Origin of the sequence: Bartonella sp. AD13SXNS, assembly GCF_042196465.1 — a bacterium.
Taxonomy (GTDB): domain Bacteria; phylum Pseudomonadota; class Alphaproteobacteria; order Rhizobiales; family Rhizobiaceae; genus Bartonella.
Window position 1 is genome coordinate 15,840 of sequence record NZ_JBHIQI010000003.1, and the last position, 17,267, is coordinate 33,106.

The 17,267-nt window shown below is 38.1% G+C and carries 16 protein-coding genes; 5 read left to right on the forward strand and 11 right to left on the reverse strand.

Annotation, left to right across the window (positions count from 1 at the left end; translation table 11 throughout):
- Window positions 1-3: 3 nt before the first annotated feature.
- Window positions 4-2,577 carry a type I DNA topoisomerase gene (topA, locus tag ACFIMQ_RS03335; protein WP_375703394.1) on the reverse strand — a complete coding sequence of 858 codons (2,574 nt, stop codon included), beginning with the start codon at window positions 2,575-2,577 and terminating at the stop codon, window positions 4-6.
- 265 nt (window positions 2,578-2,842) lie between these two features.
- Between topA and ACFIMQ_RS03340 the strand changes: the two genes are divergently transcribed.
- On the forward strand, window positions 2,843-3,049 hold the full coding sequence (locus ACFIMQ_RS03340) for a hypothetical protein (RefSeq protein ID WP_007347924.1): 207 nt from the start codon (window positions 2,843-2,845) through the stop codon (window positions 3,047-3,049).
- On the opposite strand, the gene dprA is transcribed toward ACFIMQ_RS03340, so the two are convergent.
- From dprA to ACFIMQ_RS03360, 4 genes are read right to left on the reverse strand one after another with little or no spacing between them, the layout of a single operon-like run.
- Window positions 2,979-4,193, reverse strand: a complete 1,215-nt coding sequence (gene dprA / locus ACFIMQ_RS03345; RefSeq protein ID WP_375703395.1) for a DNA-processing protein DprA — start codon at window positions 4,191-4,193, stop codon at window positions 2,979-2,981. The two genes, ACFIMQ_RS03340 and dprA, sit on opposite strands and share 71 nt — an antisense overlap.
- Window positions 4,168-4,800 carry a glycerol-3-phosphate 1-O-acyltransferase PlsY gene (gene plsY, locus ACFIMQ_RS03350; RefSeq protein WP_375703396.1) on the reverse strand — a complete coding sequence of 211 codons (633 nt, stop codon included), beginning with the start codon at window positions 4,798-4,800 and terminating at the stop codon, window positions 4,168-4,170. The genes dprA and plsY overlap by 26 nt, the downstream gene beginning before the upstream one ends.
- An 11-nt stretch (window positions 4,801-4,811) precedes the next feature.
- Complete coding sequence (locus tag ACFIMQ_RS03355; protein WP_375616269.1) at window positions 4,812-6,113, reverse strand: dihydroorotase; 1,302 nt, start codon at window positions 6,111-6,113, stop codon at window positions 4,812-4,814.
- Entirely contained in the window at window positions 6,110-7,075 is a 966-nt protein-coding gene (locus ACFIMQ_RS03360; RefSeq protein ID WP_375616268.1) for an aspartate carbamoyltransferase catalytic subunit, read from the reverse strand. Before ACFIMQ_RS03360 ends, ACFIMQ_RS03355 begins: the two co-directional genes overlap by 4 nt.
- A gap of 125 nt (window positions 7,076-7,200) precedes the next feature.
- Between ACFIMQ_RS03360 and ACFIMQ_RS03365 the strand changes: the two genes are divergently transcribed.
- On the forward strand, window positions 7,201-8,820 hold the full coding sequence (locus tag ACFIMQ_RS03365; protein ID WP_375703397.1) for an acyl-CoA dehydrogenase family protein: 1,620 nt from the start codon (window positions 7,201-7,203) through the stop codon (window positions 8,818-8,820).
- Here the strand turns inward: ACFIMQ_RS03365 and ruvX are convergent.
- Entirely contained in the window at window positions 8,805-9,284 is a 480-nt protein-coding gene (ruvX, locus tag ACFIMQ_RS03370; protein ID WP_375703398.1) for a Holliday junction resolvase RuvX, read from the reverse strand. The genes ACFIMQ_RS03365 and ruvX overlap by 16 nt on opposite strands.
- 146 nt (window positions 9,285-9,430) lie before the next feature.
- On the opposite strand from ruvX, the gene gatC reads away from it, so the two are divergent.
- Both gatC and gatA read left to right on the forward strand, forming a co-directional pair.
- Window positions 9,431-9,718, forward strand: coding sequence for an Asp-tRNA(Asn)/Glu-tRNA(Gln) amidotransferase subunit GatC (gene gatC, locus ACFIMQ_RS03375; protein ID WP_375703399.1), 288 nt, complete (start codon window positions 9,431-9,433; stop codon window positions 9,716-9,718).
- A 31-nt stretch (window positions 9,719-9,749) separates the two neighbouring features.
- Entirely contained in the window at window positions 9,750-11,237 is a 1,488-nt protein-coding gene (gene gatA, locus ACFIMQ_RS03380) for an Asp-tRNA(Asn)/Glu-tRNA(Gln) amidotransferase subunit GatA (RefSeq protein WP_375703400.1), read from the forward strand.
- Between the two features lie 88 nt (window positions 11,238-11,325).
- Here gatA and ACFIMQ_RS03385 read toward each other — a convergent pair whose 3' ends face one another.
- The 5 genes from ACFIMQ_RS03385 to ACFIMQ_RS03405 all read right to left on the reverse strand — a co-directional run bounded on the left by ACFIMQ_RS03385 (window position 11,326) and on the right by ACFIMQ_RS03405 (window position 16,183).
- Window positions 11,326-12,036 (reverse strand): ABC transporter ATP-binding protein, encoded by a 711-nt coding sequence (locus ACFIMQ_RS03385; protein WP_375606896.1) that lies wholly within the window; start codon window positions 12,034-12,036, stop codon window positions 11,326-11,328.
- Entirely contained in the window at window positions 12,023-12,805 is a 783-nt protein-coding gene (locus tag ACFIMQ_RS03390; RefSeq protein ID WP_375616262.1) for an ABC transporter ATP-binding protein, read from the reverse strand. The genes ACFIMQ_RS03385 and ACFIMQ_RS03390 overlap by 14 nt, the downstream gene beginning before the upstream one ends.
- The gene (locus ACFIMQ_RS03395; RefSeq protein ID WP_375606894.1) at window positions 12,802-13,860 is read right to left on the reverse strand and encodes a branched-chain amino acid ABC transporter permease; all 1,059 of its coding nucleotides are present in this window, start codon (window positions 13,858-13,860) and stop codon (window positions 12,802-12,804) included. Before ACFIMQ_RS03395 ends, ACFIMQ_RS03390 begins: the two co-directional genes overlap by 4 nt.
- On the reverse strand, window positions 13,860-14,936 hold the full coding sequence (locus ACFIMQ_RS03400) for a branched-chain amino acid ABC transporter permease (RefSeq protein ID WP_375606893.1): 1,077 nt from the start codon (window positions 14,934-14,936) through the stop codon (window positions 13,860-13,862). Before ACFIMQ_RS03400 ends, ACFIMQ_RS03395 begins: the two co-directional genes overlap by 1 nt.
- Window positions 14,937-15,049: 113 nt before the next feature.
- Window positions 15,050-16,183 (reverse strand): ABC transporter substrate-binding protein, encoded by a 1,134-nt coding sequence (locus tag ACFIMQ_RS03405; protein ID WP_375616260.1) that lies wholly within the window; start codon window positions 16,181-16,183, stop codon window positions 15,050-15,052.
- Window positions 16,184-16,507: 324 nt separating this feature from the next.
- On the opposite strand from ACFIMQ_RS03405, the gene ACFIMQ_RS03410 reads away from it, so the two are divergent.
- Entirely contained in the window at window positions 16,508-17,083 is a 576-nt protein-coding gene (locus ACFIMQ_RS03410) for a cold-shock protein (protein ID WP_375606891.1), read from the forward strand.
- Window positions 17,084-17,267 lie beyond the last annotated feature (184 nt).

Here is a 17,267-nt window from a genome sequence, read left to right on the forward strand (position 1 = left end):
AATTTATGTCTCTTTTATTTTTGCTTTTGTTTTAGAAGAACCTCTTTTTGAAGTTGTTTTTTTACTCGATGCTTTAGCCGATATAAGTTCTAGTGCCTCTGGAAGTGTTACATTAATGGGATCTTTATCTTTTGGCAATGTTGCATTAATTTTACCCCAATTGACATAAGGACCATAACGCCCGTTGCGTACGGTAATGGTTCCTCCTTCAGGATGCTCTCCTAATGTTGCCAATGCTTCAGGTGTTGTTCTGCTTTGCCTGGTTTTGTTTTCTTGTTGTTCTGCCAATACTGTAACAGCGCGATTGATACCAATATCAAAAACTTCATCTGCATGAAGAAGGCGCGCAGATTTTCCGTTATGGCTAAGATAGGGACCATATCGCCCAATCGTAGCCGTGATTGTTTTTCCGGTTTCAGGATGAATGCCAATTTCACGGGGAAGGGATAGTAAAGCCAAGGCTTTATCAAGGGTTACATTTTCTGCCTGCCATTCTTTTGGTAGTCCTGCACGCTTAACTTCTTTGCTTTCACCAAGTTGAATATAGGGACCAAACCGGCCTTTGCGAAGAGAGATATCTTTTCCTGTTTCAGGGTCAATACCAAGTATAACAGGTTCATCATTGCGTACAGCTTCATTCTCTTCTCCAGTATCTGTACCAAGTTGGCGTGTGTATTTACATTCGGGATAATTGGAACAGCCAACAAAAGCACCATAACGACCGAGTTTTAATGATAATTGACCACTTTTACAAAGAGGACAGGAACGCACATCACTTCCATCTTCGCGTTCAGGAAAGGCGAGAGGTGCTAATGTTACATTTAAAACATCAAGGACATTGGTTATACGGAGTTCTTGGATATTGCTAATAGATGCATTAAATCCATCCCAAAAATCTCGCAATACGTCTTTCCAAGAAAGTTTGCCATCAGAGATAAGATCCAGCTTTTCTTCAAGATCTGCTGTGAAACCATATTCTACATAGCGATTAAAAAAATTTTCAAGAAAGGCTGTAACAATACGTCCCTTAGCATCGGGAATAAGCTTTCGTTTATCAATGACAATATATCCACGGTCACACAATGTCGCCAATGTGGATGCATAAGTTGAAGGACGACCAATTCCTAACTCCTCAAGCTTTTTAATTAATGAAGCTTCAGAATAACGAGAGGGGGGCTCTGTGGTATGTTGTACAGATTCAACTTTCTCTTTTGTAAGTGATTCACCAGTGTTTATTTGTGGTAAACGTGTTGATTCATTTTCTTCATTATTTTCTTCGTTTTGTTGATCTGTATAGACAGAAATAAAACCGTCAAAGCGAACAACAGAACCTGTTGCCCGTAGATTTGCACGATTTTCTCCTTGTTGTGCTTCAATTTCAACAATTGTACGCTCAATTTCAGCGGAACGCATTTGGCTAGCAATAGCGCGCTTCCATATCAGTTCATAGAGTTTTGCCTGATCACTATCAAGAAAATTGCGGACTTGGTTAGGGGTACGTTGAAAATCTGTTGGGCGGATAGCTTCATGTGCTTCCTGTGCATTTTTTGCCTTTGTTGAATAAAAACGTGGTTTTTCAGGAATATAGTCATTTCCAAAAGATTCAAGAATAACTTTTCGTGCTGCATCAATGGCTTCTGGTGCTATTTGCACACCATCAGTACGCATATAAGTAATAAGTCCTGCCGTTTCACCGTTAATTTCAATCCCTTCATAAAGCTTTTGGGCAATTTGCATAGTGCGAGAAGCTGAAAAGCCTAATTTTGAAGAAGCCGCTTGTTGTAGTGTAGAGGTTGTAAACGGAGGAAAAGGATTTCTCTTTGTGGGTTTTGCTTCAACACTGAGTGTATGATATTGGGCTTTCTCCAACATAAAACGAATTTGATCTGCTTGTTCTTGAGATTGAATATCAAGCTTGCCCATTTTTCTTTGATTAAACATTGTCAATCTTGCTTGGAAGCTATCATTTCGGATGGTTTTTAACTGTGTTGTAATGGACCAATAATCTTCTTTGATAAAATGTTCTATTTCTGATTCACGATCACAAATAATACGCAAAGCAACCGATTGAACGCGTCCTGCTGAACGTGCACCAGGAAGTTTACGCCATAAAACAGGTGAAAGTGTAAAACCAACGAGATAATCAAGAGCACGACGTGCAAGATAAGCATCTACAAGTGATGTATCAATATCACGTGGATTGTTCATAGCATCAAGCACAGATTTTTTGGTAATAGCATTGAAGACAACTCTTTTAATAGGTTTATCTTTTAAAACTTTTTTTTGACGAAGAACATCTAGAATATGCCATGAAATAGCTTCCCCTTCACGATCAGGGTCTGTTGCTAAGATAAGGCTATCGGCTTCTTTAACGGCTTTTGCTATTTCATTTAAACGTTTAGCGGCAGCAGAATCTATATCCCATTTCATAAAAAAATCTTGATCCGGTAAAACAGAACCATCTTTTGCAGGCAAATCACGAACATGTCCAAATGATGCAACAACTTTGTATTGAGACCCAAGATATTTATTAATTGTTTTTGCTTTTGCTGGAGATTCAACGATAACGATATTCATAATTCTACCCAAATATTGAAATAAAAAACTTTTTTATAAACGCCTTTCACACGAATAGCTAATGGCAATTGCTTAAGAGCACATAAAAAAATATTAGCCATATAAAAAACATGAATATTGTACAACTTGTGATTGTTATTATTAGAATACACCCTATATAGAATTACACGATTTATTTTCCACTGTTATTACAAAAACATACGGCGAAATACTAAGATAACGTCTATTGAGAAGTAGGAGGGGAAATGCTCAAGGATAGAGGATTATGTTTATAAATCATTTAAAAGTTATCCAATATATTACAGACATGTCAAAGCAAATGAATCAGATGGCGCGTCAAGCGCATAGTCCGCTTTTAGCTTTGCTTTTGGATATGGTTGCCAAAGAAGGGCAAAGCATTATTAATAGTGCTGAGGCTCTTGGTGAAGATCAAAATTCGACAATGACACACAACCACCAGAGTGTCGAATAAGCTTTCCAGCAAGTTCGAGTTCTACCAATAAAAGGTAGAGTGTTGGGAGTGAGACACCTGAATGGGTGCTCAGTGTGTCTAAGTCGATTGGCGTTGTTGAAAGAGCGGAAAGGACGGCTGCGCGTTCTGTGTCATCTCCTGTTAAAGAGATCTTGTTGTTTTTTTCGTCTGCTGAACTAAAATTCTCCTTTTCAAGTTGTAAAGAGGGTGATTCCTCAAAAAAATTGAGTTGGGAATTTGGAAGCGGTGGAACTAATGGCATAAGTGTTTCTATGATGTCAGAAGGATGTGTGGTGAGCAGAGCGCCATCCTTGATCAGGTTGTTTGTACCAACAGATCTTGGATCTAGTGGAGAACCGGGAATGGCAAAAATCAACCGCCCCATTTCAACTGCTTGACGTGCAGTAATTAAGGACCCTGAGCGCAGTGCGGCCTCTATAACCAAGAGGCCGAGTGACAAAGCTGCAATAATACGGTTTCTTCTTGGAAAATCAATAGCTCGAGGTTTCCATGAGATGGGCATTTCGCTGATAATGGCTCCACCGTTGGCAATAATATCTTCATGCAACTTTTTATTTTCAGGAGGATAAACATGATCAATTCCGCCAGCCATGACTGCAACGGTCCCTGTTTTTAAACTGGCTTGATGCGCAATGCTATCAATTCCACGAGCGAGCCCAGAAATTGTTACAAAATCGGCTTCTCCAAGAAAATGTGCAAATTGAAATGCAAGCTTTTTGCCAGCAGCAGAGGCATTTCGAGATCCTATGATTCCAATAGAAGTTTTTTGAAAAACCGAAACATTGCCTTTTATAGCAATAAGCGGTGGGGATGCTTCTGTAACCCTAAGAAAGGCTGGGTAATCTGGTTCTCCTATACCGATAAACCGAATACCTAATCTTTCAGCTTCTTGTATTTCTTTTTCTGCATCTTCTAAACTTGCTATTTTAATAGATGCAGAACCACCCCCTTTTCTACTAAGCTCAGGAAGTGCGGCCAAAGCATTTTCTGCTGTTTTATAATGATCAATGAGATTGCGAAAACTGACAGCTCCAATATTTTCACTACGCAATAACCGTAACCAGCTTAGACGTTGACGATCAGTAAGTAGGATTCCTTTATTTATCTCCGTTTTTCGTACCAATCTTACTTTCTTCCCCAATGAGTAATCTACCGATATTTGCATAATGTTTTATGAAAACAAATATGCTCATCATAATCAGCATACAACAGAAATAAGAATCAGAAAAATAAAAAACAAATACCGGCGTGATACCAACAGCAACAAGGGCAGATAATGAAGAATAACGCATAAGGAGAAAAAACGCACTCCATACAATAATGAAAATAATTGCTGCGGGCCAGTAAACTCCCAAGCAAACACCCAGATAGGTAGCAACACCTTTGCCACCTTTAAATTTAAGCCATACGGGAAAAAGATGTCCTAAGAAAGCAAAAAAACCCGCTAGAGAAATAAGGATAGTATTATCTAGCGGATCACTCAAAAACTTTATAACAAAAACAACAACTGCCCCTTTTAATATATCACAAAGAAGTGTCAGGGCTGCAACTTTTTTATTTCCTGTTCGTAAAACATTCGTCGCTCCAATATTGCCAGAACCGATAGTTCTTACATCGCCAAGTTTGGCCAATCTCGTAAAAATAAGACCAAAGGGAATCGAGCCAATGAGATACGATATTAGGAAAATAAACCATGGAGTCGATTGAAAAAATATCTCTGCTTCATTCATTAAGAATCTCATTAAATTTGTTGATTAAGTTTAAAAATCGATTTCCCTTTCACAAAGGTCTGGAGCACGCGCCCTTGAAAACGTGCATTTTCAAAAGGTGTATTTTTTGAACGCGAATAGAACTTCTCTGTAGAAGCAACCCATGGTTCTTCAAGATCAACCACAATAAGATCCGCACGAGCCCCTTTTTTAAGTGTTCCTGCATTGAGTCCAAAGAGTTTTGCAGGCATCGTTGATAAAAGTTCAGTTATCCGTAAAAGAGATAGACTTTCATCATGATAAAGGCGTAAGGTTGCACTCAATAAGGTCTCCATACCAATAGCGCCAACTGGCGCGTCATTAAAGGGGAGATATTTTGTATCTTTACCCTGCGGATCATGGGAAGAGACAATAATATCTATAGTACCGTCCTTTACCGCTTCAATCATTGCTATTCGGTCTTCTTCTATACGTAATGGAGGCATGAAGCGAAAAGAAGTGTGATATTGGCCAATGTCATTTTCGTTGAGAGATAAGTGATTAATAGATACACCAGCTGAAATTTTCTCACTGCGTTTTTTGCCTAAACGAAGTGCGTCAGCAGAGAGTGCTGTCGATATTTGGGCGGCATGATAGCGTGTTTGCGTTAATGCTGCTAATCGCAGATCTCTTTCAAGTGGGATGACTTCTGCTTCCCGCGGGATGCCAGAAAGACCAAGCCAACTGGCGAGCAGTCCTTCATTCATTACGCCTTTCTCTGTAAGATCTTTATCTTGCGTTTCATGCATCAATGGAACATCAAAATCGCGTGCATAACTCATTGCCCGTCGCATAACAGATGAATTTTGAAGTGTTTTTTTTCCTTCACTAAAAGCAACAGCCCCTGCATCCTTGAGCAAACCAAATTCGGTTATTTCTTGTCCGTTGAAACCTTGTGTGATGGCAGCAACGGGATAAATATTGACCGATGACATTTCCTGTGCTGTACGCGTAATAAATTTAACGAGTGCTACATTATCAATGACTGGGTGCGTGTCTGGCATCATCAGAAAGGAAGTAACACCACCTGCTGCGGCCGCTTGACTTGCAGATGCAATTGTTTCACGATGTTCATTTCCTGGTTCTCCAACAAAAACGCACGCATCTACAAGTCCAGGCAGAATCGCTTTGTTTTGTGCATTAATAACTTCTGCCCCTTCAGGGATTCCTTGATTCAGAGCTTCTTTCCCAGCAGCTATAATCAGTCCATTTTCAACAATAACTGTACCAATTTCATCGATTGCACGCGAAGGATCAACAATACGAGCCTTTTGAAAAACAATTGGTTTTATCATTTTTTTTCTCCACTGATTTTCAAGCGTGAATCTAATAAAGCCTCCATGACAGCCATACGCACAGCAATTCCCATTTCTACTTGTGTATGAATCATACTTTGTGGTCCATCTGCTACATCAGATGCAATCTCCACACCACGGTTTATTGGGCCAGGATGCAGAATAATGCAATCGCCTTTAGCATAGGCTAAATTTTCTTTATGTAAGCCAAAATAATGAAAATATTCACGCGTGGAAGGAATAAAAGAGCCTGTCATCCGTTCATGCTGTAAGCGTAACATCATGATAACGTCAGCACCTTTAAGGCCTTCTTTCATTGTGTTAAAAACCTCAACACTCATATGAGCAATTTCTGTAGGTAAGAGTGTTGAAGGTGCAACAACACGTACATGAGCACCTAAAGCATTAAGGCTAAGAATATTAGAACGCGCAACACGTGAGTGCAAAATATCTCCGCAAATTGCAACAGTTAATCCTTCAATATGACCTTTTGCTCTTTTAATGGTGAGAGCATCTAATAAAGCTTGAGTTGGATGTTCATGAGCACCATCACCAGCATTAATGACACAACAATCAACTTTTTGCGCTAATAAGGCTGCTGCTCCCGCACTACTATGGCGAAAAACCAGTATATCTGGCTTCATCGCGTTGAGCGTTGTGGCTGTATCAAGCAATGTTTCTCCTTTTGTTACAGATGAGTTACCAATCGCAACACTCATCACATCTGCTCCCAACCTTTTACCTGCTAATTCAAAAGAAGATTGTGTTCGCGTAGAGGCTTCAAAAAAAAGATTAATTTGAGTCCGTCCGCGCAAAATAGGTTTTGTTTTATCAATTTTGTTAGAAAGGATAACATTTGCTTCTGCACGATCAAGCAATGTATTAAGATCTTGTACACTTAGATCTTTAATAGCTAAAAGATGTTGATGAGGGAAAAGTGGAAAAAAATTATCTTGAATCATAGCATTCTTCTTTATCTCTCTCTAAACAGATTAAACAAGCATTTGTTTGAATATGATAAATGTTTCTTAACTCTAAAAAGACAAATAGTCTATGATATGAATGATTTGAATAGTGGAATATACCTATGAGTGCTGTATCTGCGCAAAATGCTCGTCGAAAAAATACCTTTCTTAGCGACACGCTTATGTTTCGTATCGCCTCTAGCTTGCCTAAGTTTTTATTAGCAAGCTTTGAAGAAATAGGAGATTTTGCAGCGAGTAGAGAAGCTTGGAAGCTTTCCTGCTTAGCGAATCATTATAAGCCTTTACTGTATTATAACGATGAATGGGGGAAGCCAACAGAGAAATTAGAAATACATTCTTCCTATCAAGCTCTTCAACAATATTCTAGACAAGCGGGTTTGGTTACCTCTCTTTGGGAAAATAAAAGCTCAGAAAATGGGGTACGCTATCAAGCACGTGCGATTCGTTTAGCTTTATCTGCTGGTTTAGAAACAGGACATTTAAATGAGGTTATTATAACAAGTGCAGCAATTGCTGTCTTAATTAGTGATATTGAGCTCTTCAAAAAATGGCAAAATGTCCTTTTATCACGCCAATATGATTCCTCATCAAAGCCTATTCATCATAAAAAGTCCGCTTCTTTGACTTGTGCATTTGATGATATTGAAAAAGGCGCTTTCAATTTTCCAAGTGTTAAGAAAATTTCTTTCGATGAAAATATGGAACGTGATCTGTATCGTTTAAATGTTGTAAAAACCAATGTTATTAATCCTACCGCTGATGGATACCTTGTTAGTGCAGATTTAAATGGTCATTTAAGTTGTTTTTTCGTTCCACGCATACAAGACAATGGTGCATTAAATGGATTTATATCGATTCGTCATTTAATTCAGCGTTCCGGAGAACTCTTAACGCCAGAAGGAGTTGTTGATTTTCAAGGCAGTTATGGCTGGCTTTTGGGAAACGCTGGAGAAGGGCTAAAAGTTATTAAAGACATCGAAACGATGATGCGTTTCGATCAATCTGTCATATCGGCAGGTGTTTTGCGAGCAGCCCTTCAGTTTGGCATAGATTTTTTCCGGAAAAAAATGCCAAATCAGCCTTTACCACCACTGACAGAACGTATTTTTGCAGATATTGCATTAGATATTGCTGCTTCACAAGCATTGGTTTTACGTTTAGCGCGAGCATTTGACAATGCAGCAAATGATCGTTCTGAAGCAGCTTTTGCCCGCATTATGACACCTATTATTGCTTATCATGTAAGTCAGTTGGTTGTGCCTATTATTGGTGAAATTATTGCACAACTTGGTATTGAAAGCTTTATAGAGAATAATCCATTATCGCAAATGTTGCATAATGGGCCTGCGCGGATTGTGAGAAATAGTTCTGCTAATCAATTGGTAAAAGATGCTATTCTTATTGCTGAAAAAGCACCGGGATTGTTTCAGAAATTGTTAGAAAAAATTGCTCTTGATATTGGACCAGCAGGACCCCGAGCAATTGAAATTATTAAGTCTGCAGGTGATATGGCATCAGCAAATGAGGGAGCTGGAAGATTTTTTGTTGAACAAGTAGCCTATGCAGCAGCTGCCGCCTCCTTATGTTCGACAGACATAGAACATGTTGCAAATGCCTATATGGAAAGCCGTCTTGGAGGACAATGGAGAGCTTCTTATGGGATGCTTATTGCACGATATAATGCAGGGCATTTGCTCAATGTCCTCTATCCTTCCATATGATGAAAGTTTTTAATTCTATCGAGAGCACCTTGCAATATAAAAGCAGCGGCTGCCGAATCAATTCTACTTGCTCTTTTAGCGCGCGATACATTCATTTCCAGAAGAGCACGTTCTGCGGCAATTGTTGATAAGCGTTCGTCCCAAAAAACAAATGGAATTTTTGTATAAGCTTTCATATTACTCACAAAAGCTCTGGTTGCTTGAACACGAGAGCCGCTGCTTCCATTCATGTTAAGAGGTAAGCCAATAATGATAACACCTACATTTTCATGATCAAAAATTTTAATAAGTGTGCGAGCATCTTCTGTAAATTTTTTTCGCTGCAATACAGGACGTGGATTTGAGACAGTCAGCCCCCTATCAGAAATCGCAATTCCAATCGTTTTTGTACCCAAATCTAAAGCTGCTACTGTTTGTCCAGGCAAAAGATGTGTCATAACTTCATCTATATTAATAACAGTCATAAGGGATATAATGCGTTTTTTAATGTTTCAGATCTATAGTTATATTCTTTATTCATGTTATCTAATATTCTTGCACTTGCAAGTGCAGCCTTGTATAGCCAGAATAAAGATCAATAAATAAACAAAAAAGCAGAAAGGCGAATAGTATGTCTGTTGATCAAGAGACAGTCAAGCGGGTAGCACATTTAGCGCGCATTGCACTCCACGATGATGAGGTGGAACATATAACAAAAAAATTCAATGCTATTTTAGGTTTTATAGAACAATTGAATGAAGTTGATGTCAGTGGAGTTGAGCCATTAACATCTGTGATACCGATAAGTCTACGAATGCGTGAAGATAGTGTTACAGATGGCAATAAAGCAGCAGATATTGTAGCCAATGCACCTATTACAGAAGAAAATTTTTTTCTTGTCTCAAAAATTGTTGAGTAACTTTTTATATTTTTAAAATTTGAGAACCAATATGACTGATTTAACAACCCTTACAATTGCACAAGCTCGTGATGCTCTAACAAAGAAAAAGCTCAAAGCAACGGAATTAACAGAAGCTTATTTACAAGCAATAGAATTGGCTAATCCAACTTTGAATGCTTATGTAACAATAACAGCAGAACAGGCAAGAAAAATGGCTGCTGAATCAGAGTGCCGCTTGGCAAAAGGGCAGGGAGGGCGTTTAGAAGGAATCCCCTTGGGGATTAAAGATCTTTTTGCAACCTATGGTGTTCATACGCAAGCTTGTTCAAATATCCTTGATGGTTTTAAACCGCACTATGAATCAACTGTCACTGCTAATTTATGGCAAGATGGGGCGGTGATGTTAGGAAAACTTAATATGGATGAGTTTGCTATGGGCTCATCCAACGAGACATCATATTATGGTCCCGTTATTAATCCATGGAGAAAAAAAGGCTCGAATGAAAAACTCGTACCAGGTGGTTCTTCAGGTGGTTCTGCGGCCGCTGTTGCGGCACAAATTTGTGCTGGTGCAACAGCAACAGATACAGGTGGCTCAATACGTCAACCGGCGGCTTTTACTGGGACTGTAGGAATAAAGCCAACTTATGGACGTTGTTCACGATGGGGAGTTGTCGCCTTTGCTTCATCCCTTGATCAAGCTGGGCCTATTGCCAGAGATGTTCGTGATTGTGCTATTTTACTAAGATCAATGGCCTCTTTTGACGAAAAGGATTCTACTTCCGTCAATTTACCAGTTCCTGATTATGAAAGTTATCTTGGTCAATCAATCAAAGGAATGAAAATTGGTATTCCAAAAGAATATCATCTAGATGGAATGTCTCAAGAAATTATTGAACTTTGGCAAAGAGGAATAAATTGGTTAAAAGAAGCAGGAGCTGAAATTAGGAATATTTCTTTACCCCATACAAAATATGCTCTGCCTTCTTACTATATTATAGCTCCTGCAGAGGCATCTTCTAATTTAGCGCGTTATGATGGTGTGCGTTTTGGTTTGCGCGTACCTGGAAAAGACATCATTGAGATGTATGAAAACACCCGTTCTATTGGTTTTGGTGATGAGGTTAAGCGGCGTATTTTGGTTGGTACTTATGTTCTTTCATCTGGGTATTATGATGCCTGTTATTTAAGAGCTCAAAAAGTAAGAACACTCGTAAAGCGTGATTTTGACCAATGTTTTGCTTCAGGCATTGATGCTATTTTGACACCAGCAACACCAACACCTGCTTTTGGTATTGCTGATGAAAAAATAAAAAATGATGCTGTCGCAATGTATCTTAATGATATTTTTACGGTACCAGTTAATATGGCTGGTTTACCAGGAATTTCTGTTCCTGCTGGTCTGTCATCAAATGGTTTACCGTTAGGATTGCAATTGATTGGTAAACCTTTTTCTGAGGAAGTTATTTTTCAGATAGCGCACATTATTGAACAAGCAGCAGGAGTATACTGTGCAGAAAAATGGTGGATATCATAGTTAAGCGCAAAAAAGCATTTCTCATTAAATAGAGAGATGCTTTTTTAAAAGGAGGAGGGGAGAACTTTATTTTCTTAATTTGTAGCCTTTATCCACCAAGATAGGCTTCTTTAACACGTGGATCAGAAAGCATAGCTTTACCTTCACCGTGAAATAAAATATGCCCTACCTCTAAAATATAAGCATAGTCAGCTATGGAAAGTGCAGCAAATGCATTTTGCTCAATAAGAAGAACAGTTTTTCCCATATCATTAATTTTTCGGATAATTGAAAAAATCTCCCGAACGAGAAGGGGCGCTAATCCCAACGACGGTTCATCTAATATGACCATATCAGGATTGCTCATGAGTGCGCGGCCTACAGCAACCATTTGTTGTTCCCCACCTGACATTGTTCCTCCCAACTGTTTTGATCTTTCACGTAGGCGCGGAAAAAGATCAAATATCCATTCAATATCACGAGAAATTCCCTGTTTATCATGACGGATATAAGCACCTAGATGGAGATTCTCTAAAACAGTGAGATGAGGCATAATACGACGCCCTTCAGGACTGAGAGCAATCCCTAAACGCAAAATCTCTTCTGGTGACTTTTTAATAATTGATTTGCCATTATAGGTAATTTCCCCATACACAGAGCGATTAAGTCCTGTAATAGAACGTACAATACTGCTTTTTCCTGCACCATTGGCGCCAATTAAAGTGACAATACTTCCTTTTTTTATGGACATAGAAAGATCTTGGACAGCTTTAATGGCACCATAATGAACGTGAAGATTTTTTATTTTAAGAATATCCATACACATCTCCGCCAAGATAAGCTTCAATAACTTTAGGGTTATTACGAATTTCATCTGGTGTACCATTGGCAATGCAACAGCCATGTTCCATGACTAAAATATGTTGGCAAAGTCCCATAACCACTTTCATATCATGTTCGATAAGAAGAATTGTAAGATCAAAGTCTTTTTGCACTTTTGTTATAAATTCTTTAAGATCTTCGCTTTCTTGTGGATTCATGCCAGCAACAGGTTCATCAAGAAGAAGCAATTTGGGCTTTGTGGCTAACGCACGTGCAATTTCTAGACGTCGCTGCACACCATAAGGTAAAGCTGTTGCCGATTGATTGGCAAGGTGATCAAGTTGTAGCCGTTCAAGAAGCTCCATGGAATTTTTATAAATTTCTTTTTTTTCTTTCATTGCTTTTGAAAAAAATAGAGCTGAAGAAAACCAAGGATATTTTTGTCGAACATGCGCCCCCACCATAACATTTTGCAAAACCGTTAACCCTGAAAAAAGACGAATATTTTGAAATGTTCGGGCGATATGGCGTCTGCAGATAATATAAGGAGGTGCTCCAGAAATTTTTTTCTCATCAAAAAGAATGATACCGCTCGTAGGGGCATAAAATCCCGAAATCATATTGAAAACTGTTGTTTTTCCAGCACCATTGGGACCAATTAATCCAGTAATACTTCCTCGTTTAATTGCCATATTAATATTATTTACAGCAACTAATCCGCCAAAACGCATGACGATCTCGTTGAGTGAAAGGATGGTGTCGTTCATAGATTTCCCTCAGTATTAGAAAGTTTTTTGCGTATCAGAAAGCTATAAATTCCATTCCATGAGAATTCACGTTGTCCCATCAAGCCTTTTCTCCAAAACAAGATAATTACCAGCAATAAAAGAGAAAAAACAACCATACGAAGTCCTGGTGTTTCTGGAATATGTATAAAACCTAAGTCAAATGGACTTTCAATAATACGAAGCCATTCAAGCATAACTGTAATAACAATGCTACCAATAATACTCCCTGTAATTGAACCCAGACCACCAGCAACAACAATCATCAAAATATTAAAAGTGAGAAGAAAATTAAACATTTTTGGATCAATGGTTGAAATAAGAGCAGCCATTAATGCTCCACCTATACCTGCAAAAAACGCTCCAACAGTAAAAGAAAAACTACGGTAGAAAAAAGCGTTAATTCCCATAGTTTTCGCAGCTATTTCATCATCACGAATAGCACGTAATACATTACCAGTATTGCTTCGCAGTAAGAGAACAATAAAGAGAACTGTGAATGCTAACCAACCATAGTTCCACCATAATGTTGCATTTTGAGGTATTCCTTTGATTCCTAAAGAGCCATTTGTGAGCGATGTTGCATTTGTAATGACAATGCGAATAATTTCTGCAAAACCCAATGTTGCAATTCCAAGATAATCACCACCAAGACGCAATATTGGCAAAGCAATCAATAAACCTACAACTGCGGCACACAAACCACTTACAACAACAGCAATAAAAAAAGGTAATTGCAGATGATACAATGGTTCAGCGATAGGCTCAAGAATCCACATCATCTCTTTTTGTTCAGGAGAAAGCAGTAAAATTGCGCAGACATAAGCACCAATAGCCATAAAGCCAGCATGTCCAAGAGAAAACATACCTGTAAAACCATAAATCAAATTAAGCGAAATTGCCAGTATCGCATTAATAGCAATCAGATTTATGATACGAAGCGTATAGTCATTAAAATGGCTATCAGCATAAAATAAAAAACCTATGAGAACTAAAACACTTATACACGATAAAATAGTTGTCACTGACTTTGCCATTAGATTTTCTCCTGACTTTTTTTACCCATTAATCCTGTGGGCAATATCAATAAAATCAGAATCAATAAAATGAAAGCGAAGGCATCTCGATACCCAGATAGCGCGGGGAAAAATGCGATAATCATAATTTCAATAAACCCTAATAACAATCCTCCCAACATTGCTCCTGGTATCGAACCAATCCCTCCGATAACAGCAGCGATAAATGCTTTGAGGCCAGGAAGAACACCCATATAAGGCTGAATTTGAGGATAGCGCAAAGACCACATAATGCCTGATATAGCGGCAAGTGCTGAGCCTATTCCAAATGTAAATGCAATGACTTTATTAACAGATACACCCATCAAACGCGTCGTTTCAATATCATGGGAGATTGCACGCATAGCAAGACCCGGTTTCGTTTTATGGATAATCCATAACAGTAATACAATAAGAATTAATGACACAACGGGAACAATCAGAGACATAGGAGCAATTCTAATGATACCATCTGCGTCTGATCCTAGATGCCATAAAAATGGTGTTACAAGAAAATCTGGCTGTTTTACACCTTTCGGAATACCACTAAAGAGTACAGTAGCAAGATTTTCAATAAAAAAAGAAACACCGATTGCACCGATCAATGCCGAGATACGTGGAGCATGACGTAGAGGTTTATAGGCGAGTTGATCAACAGTAACACCCACTGCACTTGTAATAAAAATGGAAAAACAAAGCGCTAAAACCCAAATCGGAGTGAAATCCTGTGGAGAAATTTTAAAGTAATAAACAAACCCTAAAGCAAGAATTAAAAAAACAGCAATCCAATAAATTGGAGGACGCCTTTTAAACCCTACAAAGACCGAATAATAAACAAGAGCAGCGAGGAACAAAAGAAGAAGTGCTGCCCAAGCAGGCATAAAGCCAATTGTGGAAAAGAAAACAAAATATGCTCCCAGCATAAAAATATCACCGTGAGCAAAATTAATGAGTCTCAGTATACCGTAGACCATAGTATAACCAATAGCGATAAGTCCATAAAGAGATCCCAATGCCAGTGCATTAAAAAAATACTGGATGAACATTTCAGTGCTCATCTCTCATCCTTCCACATTTGTTAATTTACATAAGACAACAAGAAACCTTTAAGTCTTTGGTTGAGAAAAGATTCTCAACCAATTCTTGTATTTTCATTAGTAAAACTTCTTAATTAAAAAGCAGGTTTAACTTCTTCTAAATAAACACGTTTTCCATCCTGTATTTTAATGATACCAATAGGAATTTTAGGATTATGATTTTCATCCATGGACATATCACCAAAAGGGGTTGGAAAATCTTTTAATTTGCTAAGTGCGATAGTAATTTTTTCACGATCAGCGCTCCCTGCATTTTCAATAGCCTTCATAAACATCATATAACTCGTGTATCCCAAAACAGAATTGATATTTGGCTCTTTGTCAGGGTAAGCTTTTCTCCATTCTTTTGTGAATTCTTGCGCAGCTACTGACATATTTGGCATATCCTCACTATAGGGAAGTGTTGTATGTAAGAAACCTTCTGCCGCTTTTCCTGCAATCGTAATGGTTTCTGGATTATCCATAGCATCTCCACCCATAATTTGAAACTTCGCTCCTAATTCTCGTGCTTGTTTCATGATGATAGCACCTTCAGAAAAATAAGATGGAATGAATAAAATATCAGGTTTTTGTGCAATAATTTGCGTAAGAACAGCTGAAAAATCCTGATCTCCGGAATTATAGTTTAAATTTGAGATAACTTCACCACCTAATTTTTTGAAAGCACGTGTAAAATAACTTGCAAGACCAATAGCATAATCGTTTGAAATATCTTTAAGGATAGCGGCTTTTTTTGCGTGTAAAGTTTGGCTTACATAAGTTGCGATTCCTACTCCTTGATAGGAATCAATAAAACAAGCGCGAAAGTAATATTTTTTACCCTGTGTAACAAGAGGACTCGTTGAGGACGTTGCAATGGTTGGAGTCTTTGCTTTTTCAGATATTTCACCCCCTGCCAACGAAAGCGAAGAGCCATAGCTCCCTATGATTCCACTCACTTTTTCACTTGCTGTTAAACGCATCACAGCATTAGCTGCTTCTACTTTATCAGACTTATTATCAATAATAACAAGTTCCACTTTACGGCCTAAAATTTCTGGAACTTTTTTATGGGCTAATTCTATACCTCTAATTTCAAGCTGACCTCCAAATGCATTTTGACCACTTAATGGAAGATAAACACCAATTTTGATAGGTTCACTTGCATACACATTTGCTGTAAATGCCATGAATGCCGTGATTGTTGTAAGGATTTTTTTCAATTGCATGCGCATTTTCCTTAATTGAATTGTCGTTTTTGCACCTTATATTGATCTTCTTCATCATGCAAGTTACACATTAATGAAAATATCATTATGTAAAAAACCTTTTATATGATCTCTTTTGTAGGGCATTCTTTGTAAGATATATAAAGCGTACAATCAAATAGTTTTACAAATATTCATGTTGATATTCGCTGATGTTAACATAGAAGATACGACAATATGGGGAAATCTTATCTTGGGACTTGCGTGTTGGTACAAGAGCAATGTTTACTTAAACTTAGAGAATCAATATCGTACAATTTATAAAAGCTACAGGATCACGTTATTATGACGAGTAAGGATGCATTAAAGGATTGTTCCCTATCTGAGGAGAGTATAGGTGCTTGTGGAGAGATTATTGAAATAAGTGGTGTCATTAAGTGGTTTGATGGTAGTAAGGGGTATGGATTTATTGTACCTGATTTACCTCATTTTCCCGATATATTATTGCATGTTACGGTAATGCGACGGGATGGTTTTCAAACAGCGATGGAAGGAGCTAAAGTTATTTGTGCTGTGGAAAAAACTGAACGAGGGTTAAAGTGCGTTCAGGTGAAATCCATAGATTGTTCTTCAGCTGTTCACCCATCAGAAGTTCCAGCCCGTACCCATGTTGTTGTGACTCCAGAAAGTGGCCTAGAACGTGCAATTGTTAAATGGTTTAATCGTGATAAAGGTTTCGGTTTTCTTAGCCGTGGACAAGGAACAGAAGATATTTTTATTCATATGGAGACGTTGCGCCGTTTTGGTTTAGCAGAGCTTCGTTCGGGCCAAGTTGTTCTTGTGCGTTTTGGAAAAGGGGAAAAAGGTTTAATGACAGCAGAAATTTATCCAGATATAGGTATTCCTTTTTCTACGCATTAAATTATTATGCATTGAATTTCACTAGTAAAATCAGTATGTTTTCTGTGTTTTTTAAAGGTAATTATTGCATAAAAAGCTAGAGAGGTAAATATATTTCAAGAAAATATGACTCTCGTGAATCGATAAACCAAATGGAAAAATTGCTCCTATTGTGTTGAGAAAAAAGAGAAAAAAACAAGGAAAC

Bases quoted from the DNA above. Each gene is read 5' to 3' on its own strand.
- gatA (WP_375703400.1), top strand. From the start codon at position 9,750: ATGACTGATTTAACAACCCTTACAATTGCACAAGCTCGTGATGCTCTA.
- topA (WP_375703394.1), bottom strand. From the start codon at position 2,577: ATGAATATCGTTATCGTTGAATCTCCAGCAAAAGCAAAAACAATTAAT.
- ACFIMQ_RS03385 (WP_375606896.1), bottom strand. From the start codon at position 12,036: ATGGATATTCTTAAAATAAAAAATCTTCACGTTCATTATGGTGCCATT.
- gatC (WP_375703399.1), top strand. From the start codon at position 9,431: ATGTCTGTTGATCAAGAGACAGTCAAGCGGGTAGCACATTTAGCGCGC.
- ACFIMQ_RS03365 (WP_375703397.1), top strand. From the start codon at position 7,201: ATGAGTGCTGTATCTGCGCAAAATGCTCGTCGAAAAAATACCTTTCTT.
- ACFIMQ_RS03400 (WP_375606893.1), bottom strand. From the start codon at position 14,936: ATGAGCACTGAAATGTTCATCCAGTATTTTTTTAATGCACTGGCATTG.
- ACFIMQ_RS03390 (WP_375616262.1), bottom strand. From the start codon at position 12,805: ATGAACGACACCATCCTTTCACTCAACGAGATCGTCATGCGTTTTGGC.
- plsY (WP_375703396.1), bottom strand. From the start codon at position 4,800: ATGAATGAAGCAGAGATATTTTTTCAATCGACTCCATGGTTTATTTTC.
- ACFIMQ_RS03410 (WP_375606891.1), top strand. From the start codon at position 16,508: ATGACGAGTAAGGATGCATTAAAGGATTGTTCCCTATCTGAGGAGAGT.
- ruvX (WP_375703398.1), bottom strand. From the start codon at position 9,284: ATGACTGTTATTAATATAGATGAAGTTATGACACATCTTTTGCCTGGA.
- ACFIMQ_RS03340 (WP_007347924.1), top strand. From the start codon at position 2,843: ATGTTTATAAATCATTTAAAAGTTATCCAATATATTACAGACATGTCA.
- ACFIMQ_RS03395 (WP_375606894.1), bottom strand. From the start codon at position 13,860: ATGGCAAAGTCAGTGACAACTATTTTATCGTGTATAAGTGTTTTAGTT.
- ACFIMQ_RS03360 (WP_375616268.1), bottom strand. From the start codon at position 7,075: ATGATTCAAGATAATTTTTTTCCACTTTTCCCTCATCAACATCTTTTA.
- ACFIMQ_RS03355 (WP_375616269.1), bottom strand. From the start codon at position 6,113: ATGATAAAACCAATTGTTTTTCAAAAGGCTCGTATTGTTGATCCTTCG.
- ACFIMQ_RS03405 (WP_375616260.1), bottom strand. From the start codon at position 16,183: ATGCAATTGAAAAAAATCCTTACAACAATCACGGCATTCATGGCATTT.